This window comes from Streptomyces sp. NPDC037083, assembly GCF_055606485.1.
On the sequence record NZ_JBVJSQ010000007.1, the window covers coordinates 369,189 to 389,191 of the forward strand.

16 protein-coding genes are annotated in these 20,003 nt (G+C 70.5%); 1 reads left to right on the top strand and 15 read right to left on the bottom strand.

The genetic code is table 11. The annotated features are described in order from the left end of the window. Positions 1-4 precede the first annotated feature (4 nt). Positions 5-601 (bottom strand): signal peptidase II, encoded by a 597-nt coding sequence (gene lspA, locus ACZ7DE_RS21405; RefSeq protein WP_470763474.1) that lies wholly within the window; start codon positions 599-601, stop codon positions 5-7. Positions 602-668: 67 nt separating this feature from the next. Further along, entirely contained in the window at positions 669-1,697 is a 1,029-nt protein-coding gene (locus ACZ7DE_RS21410) for a TraR/DksA C4-type zinc finger protein (RefSeq protein ID WP_470763475.1), read from the bottom strand. A 603-nt stretch (positions 1,698-2,300) separates the two neighbouring features. Between ACZ7DE_RS21410 and ileS the strand changes: the two genes are divergently transcribed. Further along, positions 2,301-5,438 carry an isoleucine--tRNA ligase gene (gene ileS, locus ACZ7DE_RS21415; RefSeq protein WP_470763477.1) on the top strand — a complete coding sequence of 1,046 codons (3,138 nt, stop codon included), beginning with the start codon at positions 2,301-2,303 and terminating at the stop codon, positions 5,436-5,438. Positions 5,439-5,612: 174 nt separating this feature from the next. On the opposite strand, the gene ACZ7DE_RS21420 is transcribed toward ileS, so the two are convergent. The 13 genes from ACZ7DE_RS21420 to ACZ7DE_RS21480 all read right to left on the bottom strand — a co-directional run bounded on the left by ACZ7DE_RS21420 (position 5,613) and on the right by ACZ7DE_RS21480 (position 19,981). Next, positions 5,613-6,830 carry a DivIVA domain-containing protein gene (locus ACZ7DE_RS21420; RefSeq protein ID WP_470763479.1) on the bottom strand — a complete coding sequence of 406 codons (1,218 nt, stop codon included), beginning with the start codon at positions 6,828-6,830 and terminating at the stop codon, positions 5,613-5,615. A 52-nt stretch (positions 6,831-6,882) separates the two neighbouring features. Beyond that, complete coding sequence (locus ACZ7DE_RS21425; protein WP_020129925.1) at positions 6,883-7,167, bottom strand: YggT family protein; 285 nt, start codon at positions 7,165-7,167, stop codon at positions 6,883-6,885. A 53-nt stretch (positions 7,168-7,220) separates the two neighbouring features. Then, a complete protein-coding gene (locus ACZ7DE_RS21430; protein ID WP_055633826.1) occupies positions 7,221-7,862 on the bottom strand; it encodes a cell division protein SepF in 642 nt (213 codons plus the stop codon). 128 nt (positions 7,863-7,990) lie between these two features. Continuing rightward, positions 7,991-8,710, bottom strand: coding sequence for a YggS family pyridoxal phosphate-dependent enzyme (locus ACZ7DE_RS21435; RefSeq protein WP_470763482.1), 720 nt, complete (start codon positions 8,708-8,710; stop codon positions 7,991-7,993). A 5-nt stretch (positions 8,711-8,715) separates the two neighbouring features. Continuing rightward, positions 8,716-9,444, bottom strand: a complete 729-nt coding sequence (gene pgeF, locus ACZ7DE_RS21440; RefSeq protein ID WP_470763484.1) for a peptidoglycan editing factor PgeF — start codon at positions 9,442-9,444, stop codon at positions 8,716-8,718. Further along, positions 9,441-10,637: a cell division protein FtsZ gene (gene ftsZ / locus ACZ7DE_RS21445; protein WP_470763485.1), complete on the bottom strand. Its 1,197-nt coding sequence runs from the start codon at positions 10,635-10,637 to the stop codon at positions 9,441-9,443. The genes pgeF and ftsZ overlap by 4 nt, the downstream gene beginning before the upstream one ends. A 277-nt stretch (positions 10,638-10,914) precedes the next feature. Beyond that, entirely contained in the window at positions 10,915-11,712 is a 798-nt protein-coding gene (locus tag ACZ7DE_RS21450; protein WP_470763487.1) for a cell division protein FtsQ/DivIB, read from the bottom strand. Positions 11,713-11,855: 143 nt separating this feature from the next. Continuing rightward, complete coding sequence (gene murG / locus ACZ7DE_RS21455) at positions 11,856-12,953, bottom strand: undecaprenyldiphospho-muramoylpentapeptide beta-N-acetylglucosaminyltransferase (protein ID WP_470763489.1); 1,098 nt, start codon at positions 12,951-12,953, stop codon at positions 11,856-11,858. Positions 12,954-12,959: 6 nt separating this feature from the next. Continuing rightward, a complete protein-coding gene (ftsW, locus tag ACZ7DE_RS21460) occupies positions 12,960-14,324 on the bottom strand; it encodes a putative lipid II flippase FtsW (RefSeq protein WP_470763491.1) in 1,365 nt (454 codons plus the stop codon). 87 nt (positions 14,325-14,411) lie between these two features. After that, the gene (gene murD, locus ACZ7DE_RS21465) at positions 14,412-15,839 is read right to left on the bottom strand and encodes a UDP-N-acetylmuramoyl-L-alanine--D-glutamate ligase (RefSeq protein ID WP_470763492.1); all 1,428 of its coding nucleotides are present in this window, start codon (positions 15,837-15,839) and stop codon (positions 14,412-14,414) included. Beyond that, positions 15,821-16,894: a phospho-N-acetylmuramoyl-pentapeptide-transferase gene (gene mraY, locus ACZ7DE_RS21470; RefSeq protein WP_470763494.1), complete on the bottom strand. Its 1,074-nt coding sequence runs from the start codon at positions 16,892-16,894 to the stop codon at positions 15,821-15,823. Before mraY ends, murD begins: the two co-directional genes overlap by 19 nt. Further along, positions 16,891-18,306 carry a UDP-N-acetylmuramoyl-tripeptide--D-alanyl-D-alanine ligase gene (locus ACZ7DE_RS21475; RefSeq protein WP_470763496.1) on the bottom strand — a complete coding sequence of 472 codons (1,416 nt, stop codon included), beginning with the start codon at positions 18,304-18,306 and terminating at the stop codon, positions 16,891-16,893. The genes mraY and ACZ7DE_RS21475 overlap by 4 nt, the downstream gene beginning before the upstream one ends. A 4-nt stretch (positions 18,307-18,310) precedes the next feature. Next, positions 18,311-19,981, bottom strand: coding sequence for a UDP-N-acetylmuramoyl-L-alanyl-D-glutamate--2,6-diaminopimelate ligase (locus tag ACZ7DE_RS21480; RefSeq protein WP_470763498.1), 1,671 nt, complete (start codon positions 19,979-19,981; stop codon positions 18,311-18,313). Positions 19,982-20,003: the final 22 nt, after the last annotated feature.

Genomic DNA, 20,003 nt, shown 5'->3' on the forward strand with positions numbered 1-20,003 from the left:
GGTCTCAGTCCTTGTGGACGGTCCCGTCCGGGTCCAGTCCCTTGAAGGACAGCAGCACGATCAGGATGCCGCCGCACACGATCGCCGAGTCCGCGAGGTTGAAGACCGCGAAGTGCTTCGGCGCGATGAAGTCCACGACCGCGCCCTCGAAGACGCCCGGCGCACGGAAGATCCGGTCGGTGAGGTTGCCCAGCGCGCCGCCCAGCAGCAGCCCCAGCGCGATCGCCCAGGGCAGGCTGCGGAGCTTGCGGGCGAGCCGGGCGATCACCACGATCACGGCCGTGGCGATCACCGTGAAGATGATGGTGAACGCCTCGCCGAAGCCGAAGGCCGCGCCCGCGTTGCGGACGGCCTCGAACCTCAGCCAGTCCCCGGCGATCTCGATCGGCGCGTGGTGCTCCAGCTTGGCGACCACGACCATCTTGCTGACCAGGTCGAGCACGTAGGCGAACGTGGCCACGGCGAAGAGCACGGCGATGCGGCGCTTGCCCCTGGGCCGCGCCCCGGCGTTCTCCTGCTCGCCCGGGCCGGACGACTGCTCCGGCTCGGACCCCGCCTCTGGGGTGTCCGGCGTACCGATGACGCGCTCCGCCTCTGCCACGTGAGTCCCTCAACCTAGGTGCCTGACTGAGCACGAGGGTACGGCACACCCCCCGGCAGTCAGGTGATCAGTACCGGCGCTCCTGCTTCTGCTTGCACTCGACGCACAGCGTGGCCCGCGGGAAGGCCTGCATCCGGGCCTTGCCGATGGGGTTGCCGCAGTTCTCGCACAGGCCGTAGGTGCCGGCGTCCAGCCGCTCCAGGGCGTGCTCGGTCTGGACGAGCATCTCGCGCGCGTTGGCGGCCAGCGCCAGTTCGTGCTCGCGCGTGATGTTCTTGGTGCCGGTGTCGGCCTGGTCGTCGCCGGCGCCGTCCCCCGAGTCCCGCATCAGGCCGACCAGGGCCGCCTCGGACGAGGTCAGCTCCGCGCGCAGCCGCTCCATCTCGGACTGCAGCTCCGCGCGCGCCTCCTCGACCTCCTCGGGCGTCCAGGGCTCCTCACCCGGTCGCACCGCCAGCTCGCCCGGTTCCACCGCCGCGAGGCGCGCCTTGGGAACGGCGGTCTTCGCCGCCGTGGCCGTACTCGGAGTCTTCTTCGCAACCACAGTCGTGGCTCCCGTCTGCTCCGCGGCCGAGGCCGCGCCCACCTTCTTGGCCGAGTTCTTCCTGCCCGCACTGGTCGCGGCCACGCCCTTGGCACCGACGGTCTTCTCGGCCGCCGCCTTCTTGGCGACGGCCTTCTTCGCGACGGCCTTCCCGGCAGTCGTCTTCCCGGCGGCCGTCTTCTTCGCAGTCGTCTGCTTCGCGGCCGTCTTCCGCACGGCCGTTCTCTGCGCGGTCGTCCTCTTCGTCGTCGTCCTCTTCGCGGTCGTCTTCTTCGCGGTCGTCTTCTTCGCGGTCGTCTCCTTGGCCGCCGCCTTCCTGGCGACCGCGGTCTCCGCGACGGGCTTGTCCGTGGCCGCCTTCGCCACGGCGTTCTTCCTGACGGCGGCCGTCTTCCCGGCCGCCGTGGCCTTCTCCGTTTCCCCCGCCGCGGCGGACCGGACCGTCTTCACGGCCTGCACGGCCTGCACGGCCTTGGAGTCCCTGGCCGCGCCGGAGGCACTCGTGGACCTGCCGGATGCCGAACGCTGTACGGCGGTCTTCTTCGCCACCATGGCCGCGGCCCCTTCACATATTGTGATCTTGCACGCGAATCGTGCTGGGACGATAAATCGACTTGGAGCCCGCGGCAACGGGGCACACCGCCCGATTCGCCCGCCTCGCGCACGCTGCGCGGCAAGCCTGCATCCGTTGTGCCCAACTCCCCGCCCGGTAATCCGCCCAGCGGGACGTCCCGGAATACGAACAGACACACGTCCGCATTCAGCCACCATTCGGGGCATCCCGGACCCCTCCGCCCGCCGTGCCCGCGGGCCCCCGAAACCGGTCGGCCGCTGTCGTCGTCGAGCCGTACACTGGGCGGAGCGAAAAGCGTGGATGGGGACGAGTAGCGGCGTACGCAGCCCAGAGCGACCCGGGGACGGTGGGAGCCCGGGGGCGAGCGCGACGTGAAGATCACCCCGGAGCCGCCGGAAGAAGGCCCCTCGTGGGTTGGTAGACCCGGCATCGCGACCCCAATGAGGGGGCTCACCGGAGCGCAGGGCGCACCGGAGGGCCAAGGAGGGTGGTACCGCGGGAGCGCGCCGCACACGGCGTAGACAGGCAACAAGGCTCTCGTCCCTCCGACGGAAGGCAGTACGTCCGCCGGAGGAAGATCGATGACGCAGTACCGCCAGGTGCCCGCCCAGGTCGACCTGCCCGCCCTCGAGCACGCGGTGCTCGACTTCTGGCGCGAGCAGAAGATCTTTGCCAAGAGCCTGGAGCAGTCCGAGGGCCGCCCCGAGTGGGTGTTCTACGAGGGCCCGCCCACCGCGAACGGCATGCCGGGCGCCCACCACATCGAGGCGCGCGTCTTCAAGGACGTCTTCCCCCGCTTCCGCACCATGCGCGGCTACCACGTGGCCCGCAAGGCCGGCTGGGACTGCCACGGGCTCCCGGTGGAGCTGGCGGTCGAGAAGGAGCTCGGCTTCAGCGGCAAGAAGGACATCGAGGCGTACGGCATCGCCGACTTCAACGCCAGGTGCCGCGAGTCCGTGCTCCGCCACACCGACGCCTTCTCCGACCTGACGACCCGCATGGGCTACTGGGTCGACCTCGACGACGCCTACGTCACGATGGACCCCGAGTACATCGAGTCGGTCTGGTGGTCGCTGAAGGAGATCTTCAACAAGGGCCTGCTGGTCCAGGACCACCGCGTCGCCCCCTGGTGCCCCCGCTGCGGCACCGGCCTGTCCGACCACGAGCTGGCCCAGGGCTACGAGACGGTCGTCGACCCGTCCGTGTACGTCCGTTTCCCGCTCACCTCCGGTCCGCTCGCAGGCCAGGCCGCGCTCCTGGTGTGGACGACGACCCCGTGGACCCTGGTCTCCAACACGGCCGTCGCCGCCCACCCCGACGTGACCTACGTCGTCGCCACCGACGGCGAGGAGAAGCTCGTCGTCGCCGAGCCGCTCGTCGCCAAGGCGCTCGGCGAGGGCTGGGAGACCACCGGGCAGACCTTCACCGGCGCCGAAATGGAGCGCTGGACGTATCAACGTCCGTTCGAGCTCGTGGAGTTCCCGGCCGAGGCGCACTACGTCGTCAACGCCGAGTACGTCACCACCGAGGACGGCACCGGTCTGGTCCACCAGTCGCCCGCCTTCGGCGAGGACGACCTCAAGGTCTGCCGCTCCTACGGCCTGCCCGTGGTGAACCCGGTCCGCCCGGACGGCACCTTCGAGGAGTCCGTCCCCATGGTCGGCGGCGTCTTCTTCAAGAAGGCGGACGAAAAGCTCACCGAGGACCTCCAGCAGCGCGGCCTCCTCTTCAGGCACATCCCGTACGAGCACAGCTACCCGCACTGCTGGCGCTGCCACACCGCGCTCCTCTACTACGCGCAGCCGTCCTGGTACATCCGCACGACGGCCGTCAAGGACCGTCTGCTGCAGGAGAACGAGAAGACCAACTGGTTCCCCGACACGGTCAAGCACGGCCGCTTCGGCGACTGGCTCAACAACAACATCGACTGGGCGCTGTCCCGCAGCCGCTACTGGGGCACCCCGCTGCCGATCTGGCGCTGTGAGGACGACCACCTCACCGTCGTCGGCTCACGCGCGGAGCTCACCGAGCTCACCGGCACGGACCAGTCGGAGCTGGACCCGCACCGCCCGTACATCGACGCCGTCACCTTCGCGTGCCGGCACGACGACTGCGGGCGGACGGCCACGCGCGTGCCGGAGGTCATCGACGCCTGGTACGACTCGGGCTCGATGCCGTTCGCGCAGTGGGGCTACCCGTACAAGAACAAGGACCTGTTCGAGTCCCGCTACCCGGCGCAGTTCATCTCCGAGGCCATCGACCAGACCCGCGGCTGGTTCTACACGCTGATGGCGGTCGGCACGCTCGTCTTCGACAAGTCCAGTTACGAGAACGTCGTCTGCCTGGGCCACATCCTCGCCGAGGACGGCCGCAAGATGTCCAAGCACCTGGGCAACATCCTGCAGCCGATCCCGCTGATGGACCAGCACGGCGCCGACGCGGTCCGCTGGTTCATGGCGGCCGGCGGCTCGCCGTGGGCGGCCCGCCGGGTGGGCCACGGCACCATCCAGGAGGTCGTCCGCAAGACGCTCCTGACGTACTGGAACACGGTCGCCTTCCAGGCGCTGTACGCGCGCACGTCCGGCTGGGCGCCGAGCGGGGCCGACCCGGCCCCCGCCGACCGCCCGCTGCTCGACCGCTGGCTGCTGTCCGAACTCCACGCGCTCACCGACCAGGTGACGCAGGCCCTGGAGGCCTACGACACCCAGCGCGCCGGCAAGCTGCTCTCCGCGTTCGTCGACGACCTGTCCAACTGGTACGTCCGCCGCTCCCGTCGCCGCTTCTGGCAGGGCGACAAGGCGGCGCTGCGCACGCTGCACGAGGTCGTCGAGACCGTCACGAAGCTCATGGCCCCGCTGACCCCGTTCATCACCGAGCGGGTCTGGCAGGACCTGATCGTGCCGGTCACCCCCGGGGCCCCGGAGTCCGTGCACCTCTCCTCCTGGCCGCAGGCCGACCTCTCGGCGATCGACCCGGAGCTGTCGAAGCAGATGGTCCTGGTCCGCCGCCTGGTGGAGCTGGGCCGCGCCACGCGCGCGGAGTCGGGCGTCAAGACCCGCCAGCCGCTTCAGCGCGCCCTGGTCGCCGCCGCCGGCTTCGACGCCCTCTCCCCCGAACTGCACGCGCAGATCACGGAGGAGCTGAACGTCGAGTCCCTGGCGTCCCTCTCGGAGGTGGGCGGGTCGCTGGTCGACACGACGGCCAAGGCCAACTTCCGCGCCCTGGGCAAGCGGTTCGGCAAGCGCGTCCAGGACGTGGCCAAGGCGGTCGCGAACGCCGACGCGGCCGCGCTGTCCCTCGCCCTGCGCGAGGGCACGGCGTCGGTGGAGGTCGAGGGCGAGACGATCGCCCTCGCGCCCGACGAGGTGATCATCACGGAGACCCCGCGCGAGGGCTGGTCCGTCGCCTCCGACTCCGGCGCCACGGTCGCCCTGGACCTGGAGATCACCGAGGAGCTGCGCCGCGCGGGCCTGGCCCGTGACGCGATCCGGCTGATCCAGGAGGCCCGCAAGAACAGCGGCCTCGACGTCGCCGACCGCATCGCGCTGCGCTGGACCGCGACCGACCCGGCCACGGTCGAGGCCCTGTCCGGCCACGCCGGTCTCATCGCCGACGAGGTCCTCGCCACGGACTTCGCCCAGGGCGAGGCGGACGACTCCTACGGCGCCCCGTTCACGGACGAGGCCCTGACCCTGACGTTCCGCCTGCGCAAGGCGTAGGGCCGCACGCCGAAGGGCCCGGCTCCCCCAGGGGGCCGGGCCCTTCGGCTCGGCGCGCAACCGGCGCACCGCACGTCAACATCGTCAACACGCGTAAAAAGGGCGGGACCCCGGATCGTGATCCGGGGTCCCGCCCTTTGAACGCTGCCGACGCCTAAGGCGTACTACTGGCCGTCAGTTGTCGTCCTCGTCGATGAGGAAGCCACGCATCGGCGAGGGAGCCTGGCCCATCGGGGAGGGACCCTGCGGACGCACCGGAGCCATCGGCTGAGTCATCGCCGGCGACATCTGCTGCTGGCCGCCGTAGGACGGAGCGGCCGGGCTCGGAGCACCCATGCCCGGGTTGCCGCCGTAGGACGGGGCACTCGCGCCGGCCGGAGCCATCGAGGGCGCCGGGGACGGCGGCAGGGAGGCCGTGGCCGGGGTACGCGGCGGAGCGAGGGAGTCGTCGGCCTGGGTCTCCAGCTGACGCAGCTGGGACTCGAGGTAGGACTTCAGCCGCGTACGGTACTCGCGCTCGAATCCGCGCAGGTCCTCGACCTTGCGCTCCAGCGTGGCGCGGGCGGACTCCAGGGAGCCCATGGCGACGCGGTGCTTCTCCTGCGCGTCCCGCTCCAGGGCGTCGGCCTTGGCACGGGCGTCACGCTCGAGACCCTCGGCACGCGAACGCGCCTCACCGACGATCTTGTTGGCCTCGGAACGGGCCTCGGCGATCGCCTGGTCGGCGGTCTGCTGGGCCAGCGAGAGGACACGCGCGGCGCTGTCGCCACCCGGGCCCTGACCGGGGCCGCCCATCGGACCGCCCATGGGGCCGCCCATCGGGCCACCCATCTGCTGCTGCATGGGGGGCTGGCCGCCCATCGGACCCTGACCCATGGGGCCCTGGCCCATCGGACCCTGACCCATCGGGCCGGGACCCTGCGGACCGCCCTGACCGCCACCGGGGCCGGCGGGCAGCTGCGGCGCACCGCTCGGCAGCTGGGGCGGGCCACCCATGGGGCCACCCATCTGCTGCTGCGGCGGGCCCGATATGCCGGCGGGCACCGGGCCGCCCGGGCCTCGCATGCCCTGCTGCGGCATCCCCTGCGGAGGCATCCCCTGCTGGGGCATCCCCTGCTGCTGCATGCCGCCCTGCTGCATGCCACCCTGCTGCTGCATGCCGCCCTGCTGCTGGTCCTGCTCCGGGGGCTTGCGCATGTTCTGCTGGTTCTGGGCAGCAGCACGCGTCGCCGCGGCCAGCTTGGCGCGCAGGTCCTCGTTCTCGCGGAGCAGGCGGGTCAGTTCGGCTTCGACCTCGTCGAGGAAGGCATCGACCTCGTCCTCGTCATAGCCTTCTCGGAGGCGGACGGTCGTGAACTGCTTGTTCCGCACGTCCTCGGGGGTCAACGGCATCTCTTCACCTCAACGTAGTCGTCGGCATCGGCAAGACGGTAGTTCACATCGCTCACAGCCGGCTCACGATCGAGATCAGGATGTAGACGATGATCATCAGTACGAAGAAGGACAGATCGAGCGCCACGCCCCCGAGACGCAACGGCGGGATGACCCGCCGCAGAAGCTTGAGCGGTGGATCGGTGACAGTGTAGGTGGCCTCCAGAACGACCACCATCGCCTTGCCGGGCTGCCATGAGCGGGCGAACTGGAAGACGTAGTCCATGACCAACCGGAAGATGAGCACGATGAGGAAGACCATCAGCGCGATGTAGACGACATCCAGGACCACGCTCATGTTCGGTGCTTCCCTCTCCCCTGCTCTGTACTGCCTTGTTCCGGTCTTGCGTCTCAGCTCTGGTTGAAGAACCCGCCCTCTGCGATGCGGGCCTTGTCCTCCGCCGTGACATCGACGTTAGCAGGCGACAACAGGAACACCTTCTGCGTCACCCGCTCGATGCTGCCGTGAAGACCAAACACCAAACCGGCCGCAAAGTCGACAAGTCGCTTCGCGTCTGTGTCATCCATCTCAGTCAGATTCATGATCACCGGGGTGCCCTCACGGAAGTGTTCCCCGATGGTACGGGCCTCGTTGTAGGTCCGGGGGTGAAGCGTGGTGATCCGGTACGGCTCTCGTTCGGACACGACCTTGGGCATGATCACCGGTGCGTTCTTCTCCAGGGACTGGCGTTCTTGTGTGATGGATGCCACGGGCGCGATGCGCGCCGGACGTCCGGATTCCGCGGCGAGCGAAGCGGATCGGGCCACCGGCTCGCGCGGAGCGGGCGGCTGCACGATTCGCACCTCTTCGTCCCTTTGGGACTGATGCGCTCCGTGTGACTGGTGGGACGGCTCGTGCCGCCGGTGATCCCGTTCGGGCTCCGGGTCGAGCTCGGGTTCGAAGTCGTCATCGGGGTCGAATCCCCGGCCGTCGTACCCATCGTCCTCCACGAGGCCGAGGTAGACCGCCATCTTGCGCATCGCGCCGGCCATGCTCTGAGTCCTCCGCTCTGTGGTGGATCGACTTCCGACTGCCAAGTCCCGCGATCCACGTGGCCCTTGTGTCCGCCTTTCGGCGGTAATGACCATATTTTCTGCTGTGGTCCGACTTCCTGGCGACGTTACCCGAGCCTGGCGCGGACTCCGAGTACCGCAGTGCCGACGCGTACATGTGTCGCTCCGGCCGCCACGGCCTCCTCGAGGTCCGCACTCATCCCTGCGGACACCATGTTCGCAGCCGGATGGGCTCGGCGCAGGTCAGTCGACAAATCCATCAACCGCCCGAACGCCGCTCGTTGACGTCCGGCGTACTCCCCGGTCAGGGGTGCGACGGTCATCAGTCCGTCGATCCGCAGTCCCGGCGAACCGGCGACCAGGTCGGCCAACTCCGCGACGCCGCTTGGAGCGACGCCGCCCCGCTCGCCCCGCTCGCCCGACCCGGCGTCGAGGGCGACCTGGACGAGACAGCCCACCTCGCGGCCGGCCCGTACGGCCTCCTTCGACAGAGCCGTCACCAGCCGGGCCCGGTCCACCGACTGCACCACGTCCGCGTAACCGACCACCGAACGCACCTTGTTGGTCTGCAACTGCCCCACGAAGTGCCACCGAAGCGGCAGGTCGGAGCACTCGGCCGCCTTGGGCGCCGCGTCCTGGTCCTTGTTCTCGGCGACATGACGCACGCCGAGCTCCGCCAGGATCCGCACATCGCTCGCCGGGTAGGTTTTGGTGACCACGATCAGGGTCACCTCCTCCCGACCGCGCCCGGCGGCCGCGCACGCGGCGGCGATGCGCTCCTCCACCTTCGCCAGGTTTGCGGCGAGTTCGCCCTTACGGTCCGTCATGTCCATCAGTCCAGCCAGACATATCCCGCGAGTCGCCCCGTGGTGCGATCGCGGCGGTACGAGAAGTGATCGTTCGACTCCCGGGTGCACACGGGCGAGGCCTGCCGGTCCCGCACGCCGAGCCGGTCGAGCTGGGCCTGCACTCCCGCGGTCACGTCGACCGCCGGCGTGCCCCAGCTCGTCTCGGCGTGCGCCGCCGGCTCGACGGCGGCCACCTCGGCTCGCATCGTCTCCGGCACCTCGTAGCACCGGCCGCACACGGCGGGTCCGGTGCGGGCCACGATCCGGGCGGGGTCGGCGCCGAGCGACTCCATCGCGTCGATCGCCGCCGGCACGATGCCCTTGACCATGCCGGGCCTTCCCGCATGGGCGGCGGCGACCACCCCGGCCACGGGGTCGGCGAGCAGCACCGGCACGCAGTCCGCCGTCAGCACGGCGAGCGCGAGTCCGCGGGTCGCGGTCACCAGGCCGTCGACCGGCGGGGTCAGCGGGGTGGTCCACGGCCCGTCGACCTCGGCCACGTCGTCGCCGTGCACCTGGTTCATCCAGACCACCCGGCCCGGGTCCAGTCCCAGCGACTTGGCGGCCAGCTCGCGATTGGCGCGTACGGCGTCGGAGTCGTCGCCGACCGCTCCGCCGAGGTTGAGCTCCTCATACGGAGCGGCGCTCACTCCGCCCCACCGGTCGGTGAAGGCGAAGTGCGCGCCGCTCACGCTCTCGCGCTGTCCTATCACTTCAGGAAGTCCGGCACGTCCAGTTCCTCGGCCGCGCTGTCCGAGTAGGTCCGCGACGGCGGCACCGGCGGGGACACCGGGAGGTCGGCCACCGGCTCGGGGGCCGGCTCGGGCTCCTCCTTCGGCGTGACGCTGCCGAGCGAGCCGAAGGACGGCCGGCTCTCGGGCTGCCGTACCGGAGTGGGCTCCTCACGGCGGGCCGAGGACGAGGACTGGCCCATGACGGTCTCCCGGCGGGCCGGGGGCTGTCCCCCGTCGAAGCCGGCCGCGATGACGGTGACCCGGACCTCGTCGCCGAGCGCGTCGTCGATGACCGCGCCGAAGATGATGTTGGCCTCGGGGTGGGCCGCCTCGCTGACCAGCTGGGCGGCCTCGTTGATCTCGAACAGGCCGAGGTCGGAGCCGCCGGAGATGGAGAGCAGCACGCCCCGGGCGCCGTCGATGGAGGCCTCCAGCAGCGGCGAGGAGATCGCCATCTCGGCAGCGGCCACCGCACGGTCGTCCCCGCGGGCCGAGCCGATGCCCATGAGCGCCGAACCGGCCTCGGACATGACCGACTTGACGTCGGCGAAGTCGAGGTTGATCAGACCGGGGGTGGTGATCAGGTCCGTGATGCCCTGGACGCCGGAGAGCAGGACCTGGTCCGCCGACTTGAAGGCGTCCAGGACCGAGACCTGGCGGTCCGAGATGGACAGCAGGCGGTCGTTGGGGATGACGATGAGGGTGTCGACCTCTTCGCGGAGTTCGGCGATGCCGTCCTCGGCCTGGTTGGCGCGGCGCCGGCCCTCGAAGGTGAAGGGGCGGGTGACCACGCCGATGGTGAGGGCGCCCAGGGAGCGGGCGATGTTGGCCACGACCGGCGCGCCGCCGGTACCGGTGCCGCCGCCCTCACCGGCCGTTACGAAGACCATGTCGGCCCCCTTGAGGACCTCCTCGATCTCCTCGCGGTGATCCTCGGCGGCCTTGCGGCCGACGGCCGGGTTGGCGCCGGCGCCGAGTCCGCGGGTGAGTTCGCGGCCGACGTCGAGCTTGACGTCGGCGTCGCTCATCAACAGCGCCTGCGCGTCGGTGTTGATGGCGATGAACTCGACGCCCTTGAGACCGACCTCGATCATCCGGTTGATGGCATTGACACCACCGCCGCCGACACCGATGACTTTGATGACTGCGAGGTAGTTCTGCGGTGCTGCCACGTCGAAGGCCTCTCGCCTCGAGTTACGTGTCGTCGCCTCGCAGGTGATGCGATCCGACGACTGATGCCGAATGGGACGGTCCGTTTCGCCGACCCGAACCCTAACGCTGAAGTTTAGGGTTACCAGTGTGTCCGTTCCTTGAAGTCTTCTGAACAGGACACTAAGTCGACAAGTGGCGCCCGTTCAACGAACACGCCGAACCTCCCGTTTTTCTTTTCACCCTATGTGATCAGCCGTGTCGCTGCCCAACCAGGGTGCTGGCCTGCGCGGATGTGCGTCAACTCCCTGATGACGCAGGGGCGGTGGGAGCACTGACGTCGAAGTGCCGGGCGGCCGGGGCGGCTTTCATGAGAGCGGTGAGTGCGCGCCCCTTCGCGGCCCCCTTCTCGGCGCTCCCCCAGGCGACCGTACGGCCGCCGCCCAGCTCCAGCGAGATGTCGTCATAGGAACGGACCTTGACCAGCCGGGTGTCGCGCGCGACGCCGGCCGGCAGCGATCCCGCCGCCCGGACCGCCTCACGCACCAGCCTGGCCTCGCCGAAACGGCGCAGACTCGCGGCGGCCGAACGCGAGGAGGGCGCCGCCATTTCCAGAAGCGGCACCCCTTTGGGGGCCTCGGAAACCGTGGCGAAACGGACGCCTTCATCGTCCACTTCCACGAACTTCGACCCCTTTTGGACAAGCAGGACCGGGGTACGTTCGGTCACTTTCAGACCGATTCCATGAGGCCAGGAACGGACCACGTCAACCGAGTCGATTCGGGGCAATTCCCTGCGCAGTCGCGTCTCGATCGCGCCGGTGTCGAGGGAAATCAACGGCGCTCCGACCGGCACGTCGGCGGCTTCGCGCACCTGTTGCGGCGTCAGCACGGCAGTGCCCGAGACGGCGACGCGCTGCACCCGCAGCCACTGCGAGCCGTACAGCACCCAGACGACGCCGGCGCCCAGGAGCACGACGGCCAACGCAAGAATGATGATCACACGAAGCCCGCGCGGCCCGAGCCGCCGGACGAGAGGCGGGCCGGACGGCGGCTCCTGCCGACGTGCACCGCGCTCGGCGGTGGCGGATCCGGCCACGCGCACTCCCTTTCCTGGCCCGGTTCGCCTCAGGGGCGCGGCGGCCGGCGCCGAGGGGCCGGCCGCGCCCGGCCCCTCGGGCCTCCGCGTGCGCGGCCTCTCGGCACCGCCGTGCCCCGTCGGCTCACCGGCCGATGCGTTACCTAACGGTGTGCACGGCTGGCGGCGATCGCCTCGTACACCATGCCGACGAGCAGGTCGTCGGCGTCCCGGCGGCCGAACTCGCTGGCGGCACGCGACATCTCGTACAGCCGGTGCGGGTCGGCGAGCACGGGCAGGACGTTCTCCCGGACCCAGTCAGGGGTCAGTTCCGCGTCGTCGACCAGCAGGCCGCCGCCCGCCTTGACCACCGGCTGGGCGTTCAGCCGCTGTTCGCCGTTGCCGATGGGCAGCGGGACATAGGCGGCGGGGAGCCCGACGGCGGACAGTTCGGCGACGGTCATCGCGCCCGCGCGGCAGAGCATCATGTCGGCGGCGGCGTACGCGAGGTCCATGCGCTCCACGTACGGTACCGGGATGTAGGGGGGCATCCCCGGCATCTGCTGCACATGCGGCAGTTCGTTCTTCGGGCCGACCGCGTGCAGGATCTGGATGCCGGCCTGCTGCAGCCAGGGCGCGACCTGCTGGACGACCTCGTTGAGGCGCCGGGCGCCCTGCGAGCCGCCGGAGACCAGCAGGGTCGGCAGGTTGGGGTCGAGGCCGAACATGTGCCGGGCCTCGGGGCGGGCCGCGGCCCGGTCCAGGGTGGCGATGGAGCGGCGCAGCGGAATGCCGATGTAGCGGGCGTCGCGCAGCTTGCTGTCGGGCGTGGAGACGGCGACCCGGGCCGCGTAGCGCGAGCCGATCTTGTTGGCCAGGCCGGGGCGGGCGTTGGCCTCGTGGACGACGATCGGCACGCCGAGGCGCTTGGCGGCGAGGTAGCCGGGCAGGGCCACATAACCGCCGAAACCGACGACGCAGTCCGCCTTGGTGCGCTCCAGGATCTGCTCGGCGGCCTTGATCGTGCCGCGCAGCCGGCCCGGGACGGTGATCAGCTCAGGGGTGGGCTTGCGCGGCAGCGGCACGGCGGGGATCAGCGCGAGCTCGTAGCCCCGCTGCGGAACGAGCGTGGTCTCCAGGCCGCGCTCCGTGCCCAGGGCCGTGATCCCCACACCGGGGTCCTGCCTGCGCAGGGCGTCCGCGAGGGCGAGCGCGGGCTCGATGTGGCCGGCGGTCCCCCCACCAGCGAGTACGACATGCACCGAAATTCACCGCTCTCCGGACGGGCGCGCCGCCGAGGCACGCCGTCGCATCGTGTTCCATCTCCGGGGGCTCCGGTCGAACGCCGAGCCCCCCGCCCCCCGTTTTCTACCAAAGCGGGGGTGTCGCATCGCAAGCGCCGCCCGCGCAGCGGGCTCGTCGCGTGCGAAGGCGATCAGCAGCCCGATGGCGAACATGGTCGGCAGCAGGGCGGAGCCCCCGTAGGAGAACAGCGGGAGGGGGACGCCGGCGATCGGCAGCAGGCCGAGCACCGCACCTATGTTGATCACCGCCTGAGCGGTGATCCACGTGGTCACGCCTCCCGCGGCATACCTCACGAAGGGGTCCTCCGTGCGTCCGGCCACGCGGATACCCGCATAGCCTAGAGCCGCGAACAGGGCGAGCACCGACAGCGTCCCCGCGAGGCCCAGTTCCTCACCGGTGACGGCGAAGATGAAGTCGGTGTGGGCTTCGGGGAGTTGGCCCCATTTCTCCACACTCGCGCCGAGCCCGGAACCGAAGATCCCGCCGGAGGCCAGGGCGTAGATCCCGTGCACGGCCTGCCAGCAGGCGTCCCCGGGGCCGGGGTCGGTCGCGCCGATGCACTGCAGCCGGGCCATGCGGTTCGGGCTGGTCTTGATGAGGATCACACCGAGTGCGGCGGCGATCGACAGGACCCCGACGAAGAGCCGTGTGGGCGCCCCCGCGAGCCACAGCAGGCCGAACAGGATCGCCGTCAGGATGATCGCCGTGCCCATGTCGCCGCCGAGCATGATCAGCCCGAGCAGTATGAACGCCACCGGCACGAGCGGCACCAGCATGTGCTTCCACTGGGCCAGCAGCTTCCTGTCCTGTTTGCGGGCGAGCAGGTCGGCGCCCCACAGCACCAGGGCGAGCTTGCCGAACTCGCTGGGCTGGATCTGGAAGGAACCGCCGAGCGAGATCCAGTTCTGGTTGCCGTTGACCGACATCCCTATCCCCGGCACCTGCACCAGCGCCATCAGGAAGACGGCGCCCGCGAGGATCGGGTAGGCGAGCCCGCGGTGCAGCTTCACTGGCATCCGGGACGCGGCCAGCAGCAGCACGGCCCCGATGGAGGCGGCCAGGAACTGTTTGCGGAAGAAGAACGACCCCGGCAACGACATCTGCAGTGCGGTGATCTGGGAGGCCGAGTAGACCATCACGAGGCCCAGCACGGTGATCAGCAGGCTGCCGCCGAAGATCAGGTAGTAGGCGGTCAGCGGCCGGTCCCAGGCCTTCTGGGCGCGCGTGTAGAGCCGTCGTACGGGGTTGTCGCGGCCCGGCCGGGAGGCGGTCGGGGGTCGGCGGACGGTCCGCTGGACGGGCGGACGCCCGGTACGGCTACCGGGCATCTGCCGCTCCGCACGCGATGTGTCCGCTGTACGTCGGCCGTGACGGTCCCACGCGTCCCTCCCAAGGTCGCCCGGCAGGCGGCCGGGTCAGGCGCCGAGTTCGCGAACGGCCTGTGCGAACGCGTCACCGCGCTGGTTGTAGTTGACGAACATGTCCATGGAGGCGCAGGCCGGGGCGAGGAGCACCGTGTCGCCTTCCACGGCGAGGCGCCGAGCCTCCTGGACAGCCGCGAGCATCGCCCCAGTGTCGGTCCGGTCGAGCTCGACGACGGGTACTTCCGGGGCGTGTCGCGCCAGGGCTTCCCGGATCAGGGCGCGGTCGGCGCCGATGAGCACAGCGCCGCGCAGCCGCCCGGCCGACTCGGCGACCAGCTCGTCGAAGGTCGCCCCCTTGGCCAGTCCGCCCGCGATCCAGACGATCGACGCGTAGGCCGCCAACGAGGCCTGTGCCGCATGCGTGTTGGTCGCCTTGGAGTCGTCGACGTACGCGACGCCGTCCACGTCCGCCACGTGGGCGATGCGGTGGGCGTCCGGGGTGAAGGCCCGCAGACCGTCCCGGACGGCCCTGGGGGGCACCCCGAAGGCGCGTGCGAGGGCCGCCGCCGCAAGGGCGTTGGCGATGTTGTGCGGGGCCGGCGGGTCGACGTCGGCGACCTCGGCGAGCTCCTGGGCGTTCTTCTGCCGGTTCTCGACGAAGGCGCGGTCGACCAGGATGCCGTCCACCACGCCGAGTTGGGACGGGGCGGGGGCGCCGAGGGTGAAGCCGATCGCGCGGCAGCCCTCCTCGACGTCCGCCTCGCGCACCAGGTCCTCGGTGGCCTTGTCGGCGACGTTGTAGACGCAGGCGACCCGATTGCCCTCGTAGACGCGCCCCTTGTCCCTGGCGTACGCCTCCATGGAGCCGTGCCAGTCGAGGTGGTCGGGGGCCAGGTTCAGGACCGTGGCGGAGTGGGCGCGAAGGGAGGGCGCCCAGTGCAGCTGGTAGCTGGAGAGTTCGACGGCCAGGACGTCGTACTCCTCGTCCCCGAGCACCGCGTCCAGCAGGGAGACCCCGATGTTGCCGACGGCCGCCGTGCGCAGGCCGGCCGCCTTGAGGATGGAGGCCAGCATCTGGGTGGTGGTCGTCTTGCCGTTGGTGCCCGTGACGCACAGCCAGGGCGCGGCCTTCCTGCCGTCCAGTTCCCTGAGCCGCCAGGCCAGTTCGACGTCGCCCCAGACCGGGACCCCGGCCTCGTGCGCCGCCGTGAACAGCGGCTTGTCCGGCTTCCAGCCGGGTGCGGTGACGATGAGTTCGGTGCCCTCGGGCAGGGTCGCCCCGTCGCCGAGGCGCACGGTGACGCCCAGCGCCTCGAGCTCGGCGGCCTGCTCACGCGCGCGTGCGTCGTCGCCGTCGTTGACGACGGTGACGTTCGCGCCGAGCCCGCGCAGCACCTTGGCCGCCGGGATGCCGGAGACGCCGAGCCCGGCGACGGTGACGTTCTTCCCCTGCCAGTCGGTCACTTGTCCGCTGCCCATCCCGCGTAGAAGATGCCCAGTCCGACGATCACACAGATGCCCTGGATGATCCAGAAACGGACCACCACCAGGACTTCGGACCAGCCCTTGAGTTCGAAGTGGTGCTGCAGTGGCGCCATCCGGAAGACGCGCTTGCCGGTGAGCTTGAAGGAGCCGACCTGGATGACCACCGACATGGTGATCAGCACGAACAGGCCGCCGAGGAGGGCGATCAGCAGCTCGGTGCGGGAGCAGATCGCGAGGCCCGCGAGCACGCCGCCGAGCGCCAGCGAACCGGTGTCGCCCATGAAGATCTTGGCCGGCGAGGTGTTCCACCACAGGAAGCCGAGGCAGGCGCCCATCAGCGCGGACGCGATGACCGCGAGGTCCAGCGGGTCGCGCACCTCGTAACAGGCGCTGGGGTTGGTCAGGGTCTCGCCGTTGGCGCAGGACTCCTGGAACTGCCAGACGCCGATGAAGGTGTAGGCGCCGAAGACCAGGACGGAGGCGCCGGTGGCGAGACCGTCCAGACCGTCCGTCAGGTTCACGCCGTTGGACATCGCGAGGATCATGAACAGCGCCCAGACCACGAACAGCACCGGGCCGATCGTCCAGCCGAAGTCCGTGATGAACGACAGCTTGGTGGAGGCCGGGGTGTTGCCGCGCGCGTCGGAGAACTGCAGCGAGAGCACGGCGAAGGCGATGCCGACGATCAGCTGGCCGGCCATCTTCGCCTTGGCCCGCAGACCCAGCGAACGGCGCTTGACGATCTTGATGTAGTCGTCGAGGAAGCCGACCAGGCCCATGCCGCACATCAGGCCCAGCACCAGCAGACCGGAGTAGGTCGGCGGCTTGCCGGTGATCACCTTGGACAGGAAGTACGCGGCGACCGTCGCCAGGATGAAGGCGATGCCGCCCATGGTCGGCGTACCGCGCTTGCTGGCGTGCTCACGCGGGCCGTCGTCACGGATGTACTGGCCGTAGCCCTTGCGCGCCAGCAGCTTGATCAGCAGTGGCGTGCCGACCAGCGTCAGGAAGAGGCCGATCACACCCGCGAACAGGATCTGATTCATCATCGGGCGGCGACCTCACCCTCGGCGCCGGTCGCGAGCAGCGCCTGCGCGACACTCTCGAGGCCGACCGAACGGGACGCCTTCACGAGCACGACGTCCCCCGGGCGCAACTCGCTGCGCAACAGGTCGACCGCCGCCTGTGCGTCGGACACGTGCACCGACTCCTCACCCCACGAACCCTCGTTATATGCGCCCAGTTGCAGCCAGGCGGCTTCCCTGCCCCCGACCGCGACGAGCTTGCCGACATTGAGCCGGACGGCGAGCCGTCCGACCGCGTCGTGCTCGGCGAGCGCCTCGTCCCCGAGCTCGGCCATCTTGCCGAGCACCGCCCAGGTCCGCCGCCCCTTGCCCATGGCCGCGAGCGCGCGCAGGGCGGCTCGCATGGACTCGGGGTTCGCGTTGTAGGCGTCGTTGACGATCGTCACGCCGTCCGGGCGCTCGGTGACCTCCATCCGCCAGCGGGAGAGGGAGCCCGCCTCGGAGAGCGCGGTGGCGATCTCTTCCGCGGACATGCCCAGCTCATGGGCGACGGCGGCCGCGGCGAGCGCGTTCGACACGTGGTGCTCACCGTACAGGCGCATGGTCACATCGCTGCACCCGGAGGGTGTGTGAAGGCTGAAGGCGGGCTGTCCGCTGTCCGTGAGTCGCACGTTCTCGGCCCGAACGTCCGCTTCGTCGGACTCTCCGAAAAAGACCGTCTTCGCCTTCGTACGGGAGGCCATGGCCCGCACCGACGGGTCGTCGGCGTTGAGGATCGCGACGCCGCCCTCACTCGCGGGCGGGAGGGCCTCGACCAGCTCGCCCTTTGCCTGTGCGATCTGTTCGCGGCCGCCGAACTCGCCGATGTGGGCGGTGCCGACGTTCAGGACGAGGCCGATCTTCGGGGGCGTCAGACCGGTGAGGTAGCGGATGTGCCCGATCCCGCGGGCCCCCATCTCCAGCACGAGGAACTTCGTCTCCTCGGTGGCCGACAGGGCCGTCAGCGGCAGTCCGATCTCGTTGTTGAGCGAGCCGGGCGTGAACACGGTCGGCGCCTTGCGCCGGAGCACCTGCGCGATGAGGTCCTTGGTACTGGTCTTGCCGGCCGAGCCGGTGAGACCGACGAGCGTCACGCCGAGCTTGTGCACGACGTGCCGGGCGAGGGCGCCGAGCGCCGCCTGGACGTCGTCCACGACGATCGCGGGGACGCCGACCGGCCGCGAGGCCAGTACGGCCACCGCGCCCGCCTCGACGACCGCGGCCGCGTAGTCGTGGCCGTCCACGCGTTCGCCGACGAAGGCGACGAAGAGGCTGCCGGGCTCCACCTCGCGGGAGTCCCGGACGACGGGTCCGGTGACCTGCGCGGACGGATCCGGTATGTCGTGCGTCTGCCCGCCGACGACTGCTGCGATCTCGGCGAGGGAGAGGGCGATCACAAGTTCATCCCTGGGTCTGCTGGATAGCTTCGCGAAGCACCTGGCGGTCGTCGAACGGACGGACGACGCCGGCGATGTCCTGGCCCTGCTCATGGCCCTTGCCCGCGACCAGCACGGTGTCCCCGGCGTGCGCGCGGGCGACGACCGCGCCGATCGCGGCGGCCCGGTCCTCGAACAGCAGGACCTCGCCGCGCTCGTGCGCGGGCACGGACGCCGCGCCCTCGAGCATGGTCGCGAGGATCGCCAGAGGGTCCTCGGAGCGGGGGTTGTCGGAGGTCAGCACGGCGGTGTCGGCGAGCCGGGCCACGGCGGCGCCCATCGGGCCGCGCTTGGTGCGGTCCCGGTCGCCGCCGCACCCGAGGACGACGTGCAGCCGCCCCTTGGTGACCTTGCGCAGCGCCTTGAGGACCGACTCGACGGCGTCCGTCTTGTGGGCGTAGTCGACGACCGCGAGGTAGGCCTGACCGGCGTCCACCCGCTCCAGGCGGCCCGGCACGCCGGGCACGGCGGCGACGCCGTCGGCGGCGGTCTGCGCGTCGATGCCGGCGGCGGCGAGGGACACGATCGCGGCGAGGGTGTTCGCCACGTTGAAGGAGCCCGGCAGCGGCGACCTGGCGGCCACCCGCACCCCGTCCGGGCCCATGACGGTGAACGTCGAGTCCAGCGGACCGATCTCGACGTCGATCGCGCGCCAGTCGGCGTCGGGGTGCCCCTCGGCGGAGAAGGTGACGACGGGGACCTCCGCCTCGTCGACCAGTCGGCGGCCGTACTCGTCGTCGAAGTTGACCACGCCGAGTTTGCTGCGTTTCCGCGTGAACAGCTGTGCCTTGGCCTGGAAGTAGTCCTCCATGCCGGAGTGGAACTCCATGTGCTCCGGGCTGAGGTTGTTGAACACGGCGATGTCGAAGACGCAGCCGTCGACCCGGCCGAGGACCAGTGCGTGGCTGGAGACCTCCATGGCGACCGCCTCGACGCCCCGCTCGCGCATGACCGCGAACAGGGCCTGGAGGTCGGTGGCCTCGGGGGTGGTGCGCTCGGACTTGATGCGCTCGTCGCCGATGCGCATCTCGACGGTGCCGATGAGTCCGGTGGACCTGACCGACTTCAGACCGCCCTCGACGAGGTACGCCGTGGTGGTCTTGCCGGAGGTGCCGGTGATGCCGATCTGGAGGAGGTCGCGGCCGGGGCGGCCGTAGATCGTGGCCGCCAGCTCGCCCATCCGTCCGCGCGGGTCGTCGACGACCAGGGCCGGCAGACCGGTCGCGGCGACGCGCTCGGCACCGGCCGGATCGGTCAGCACGGCGACCGCGCCCAGGCTCGCGGCCTGGGTGACGAAGTCCGCGCCGTGCAGGCGGGCGCCGGGGAGCGCGGCGTACAGATCGCCGGGGCGGACCGCGCGCGAGTCGTGGGTGATACCCGTGACCTCGACTGCGGCGCTCTCCGGCTGCTCGGCCCCCAGCTGACCGGCGAGCTCCACGAGGGGTGTGGCGGAGACCTGGGCCGGTCGCGGCGGTCCCGGATATGTCACGGAAGCGCCCTTCTGGGTGGTTTGGGACTGATCAGCGTGTGGCACGGCGGTGAGCGTACCGGGCGTACCCGCCCGGGGGCGAAGCGAGGGCGCTGCGGGGGACGCGGGCGACGCGGGTTTCCCGGGGTCGGGAGTGATCATGGTCACGGGCTCGGTTCCTGGCTTGTTC

What these genes read in the sequence shown, in the direction of transcription:
- ACZ7DE_RS21420 (WP_470763479.1), bottom strand. Translation starts at nt 6,830, where the DNA reads ATGCCGTTGACCCCCGAGGACGTGCGGAACAAGCAGTTCACGACCGTC.
- ACZ7DE_RS21435 (WP_470763482.1), bottom strand. Translation starts at nt 8,710, where the DNA reads ATGACGGACCGTAAGGGCGAACTCGCCGCAAACCTGGCGAAGGTGGAG.
- ACZ7DE_RS21410 (WP_470763475.1), bottom strand. Translation starts at nt 1,697, where the DNA reads ATGGTGGCGAAGAAGACCGCCGTACAGCGTTCGGCATCCGGCAGGTCC.
- ACZ7DE_RS21430 (WP_055633826.1), bottom strand. Translation starts at nt 7,862, where the DNA reads ATGGCCGGCGCGATGCGCAAGATGGCGGTCTACCTCGGCCTCGTGGAG.
- mraY (WP_470763494.1), bottom strand. Translation starts at nt 16,894, where the DNA reads ATGATGAATCAGATCCTGTTCGCGGGTGTGATCGGCCTCTTCCTGACG.
- ftsW (WP_470763491.1), bottom strand. Translation starts at nt 14,324, where the DNA reads ATGCCCGGTAGCCGTACCGGGCGTCCGCCCGTCCAGCGGACCGTCCGC.
- ileS (WP_470763477.1), top strand. Translation starts at nt 2,301, where the DNA reads ATGACGCAGTACCGCCAGGTGCCCGCCCAGGTCGACCTGCCCGCCCTC.
- murD (WP_470763492.1), bottom strand. Translation starts at nt 15,839, where the DNA reads ATGGGCAGCGGACAAGTGACCGACTGGCAGGGGAAGAACGTCACCGTC.
- ACZ7DE_RS21425 (WP_020129925.1), bottom strand. Translation starts at nt 7,167, where the DNA reads ATGAGCGTGGTCCTGGATGTCGTCTACATCGCGCTGATGGTCTTCCTC.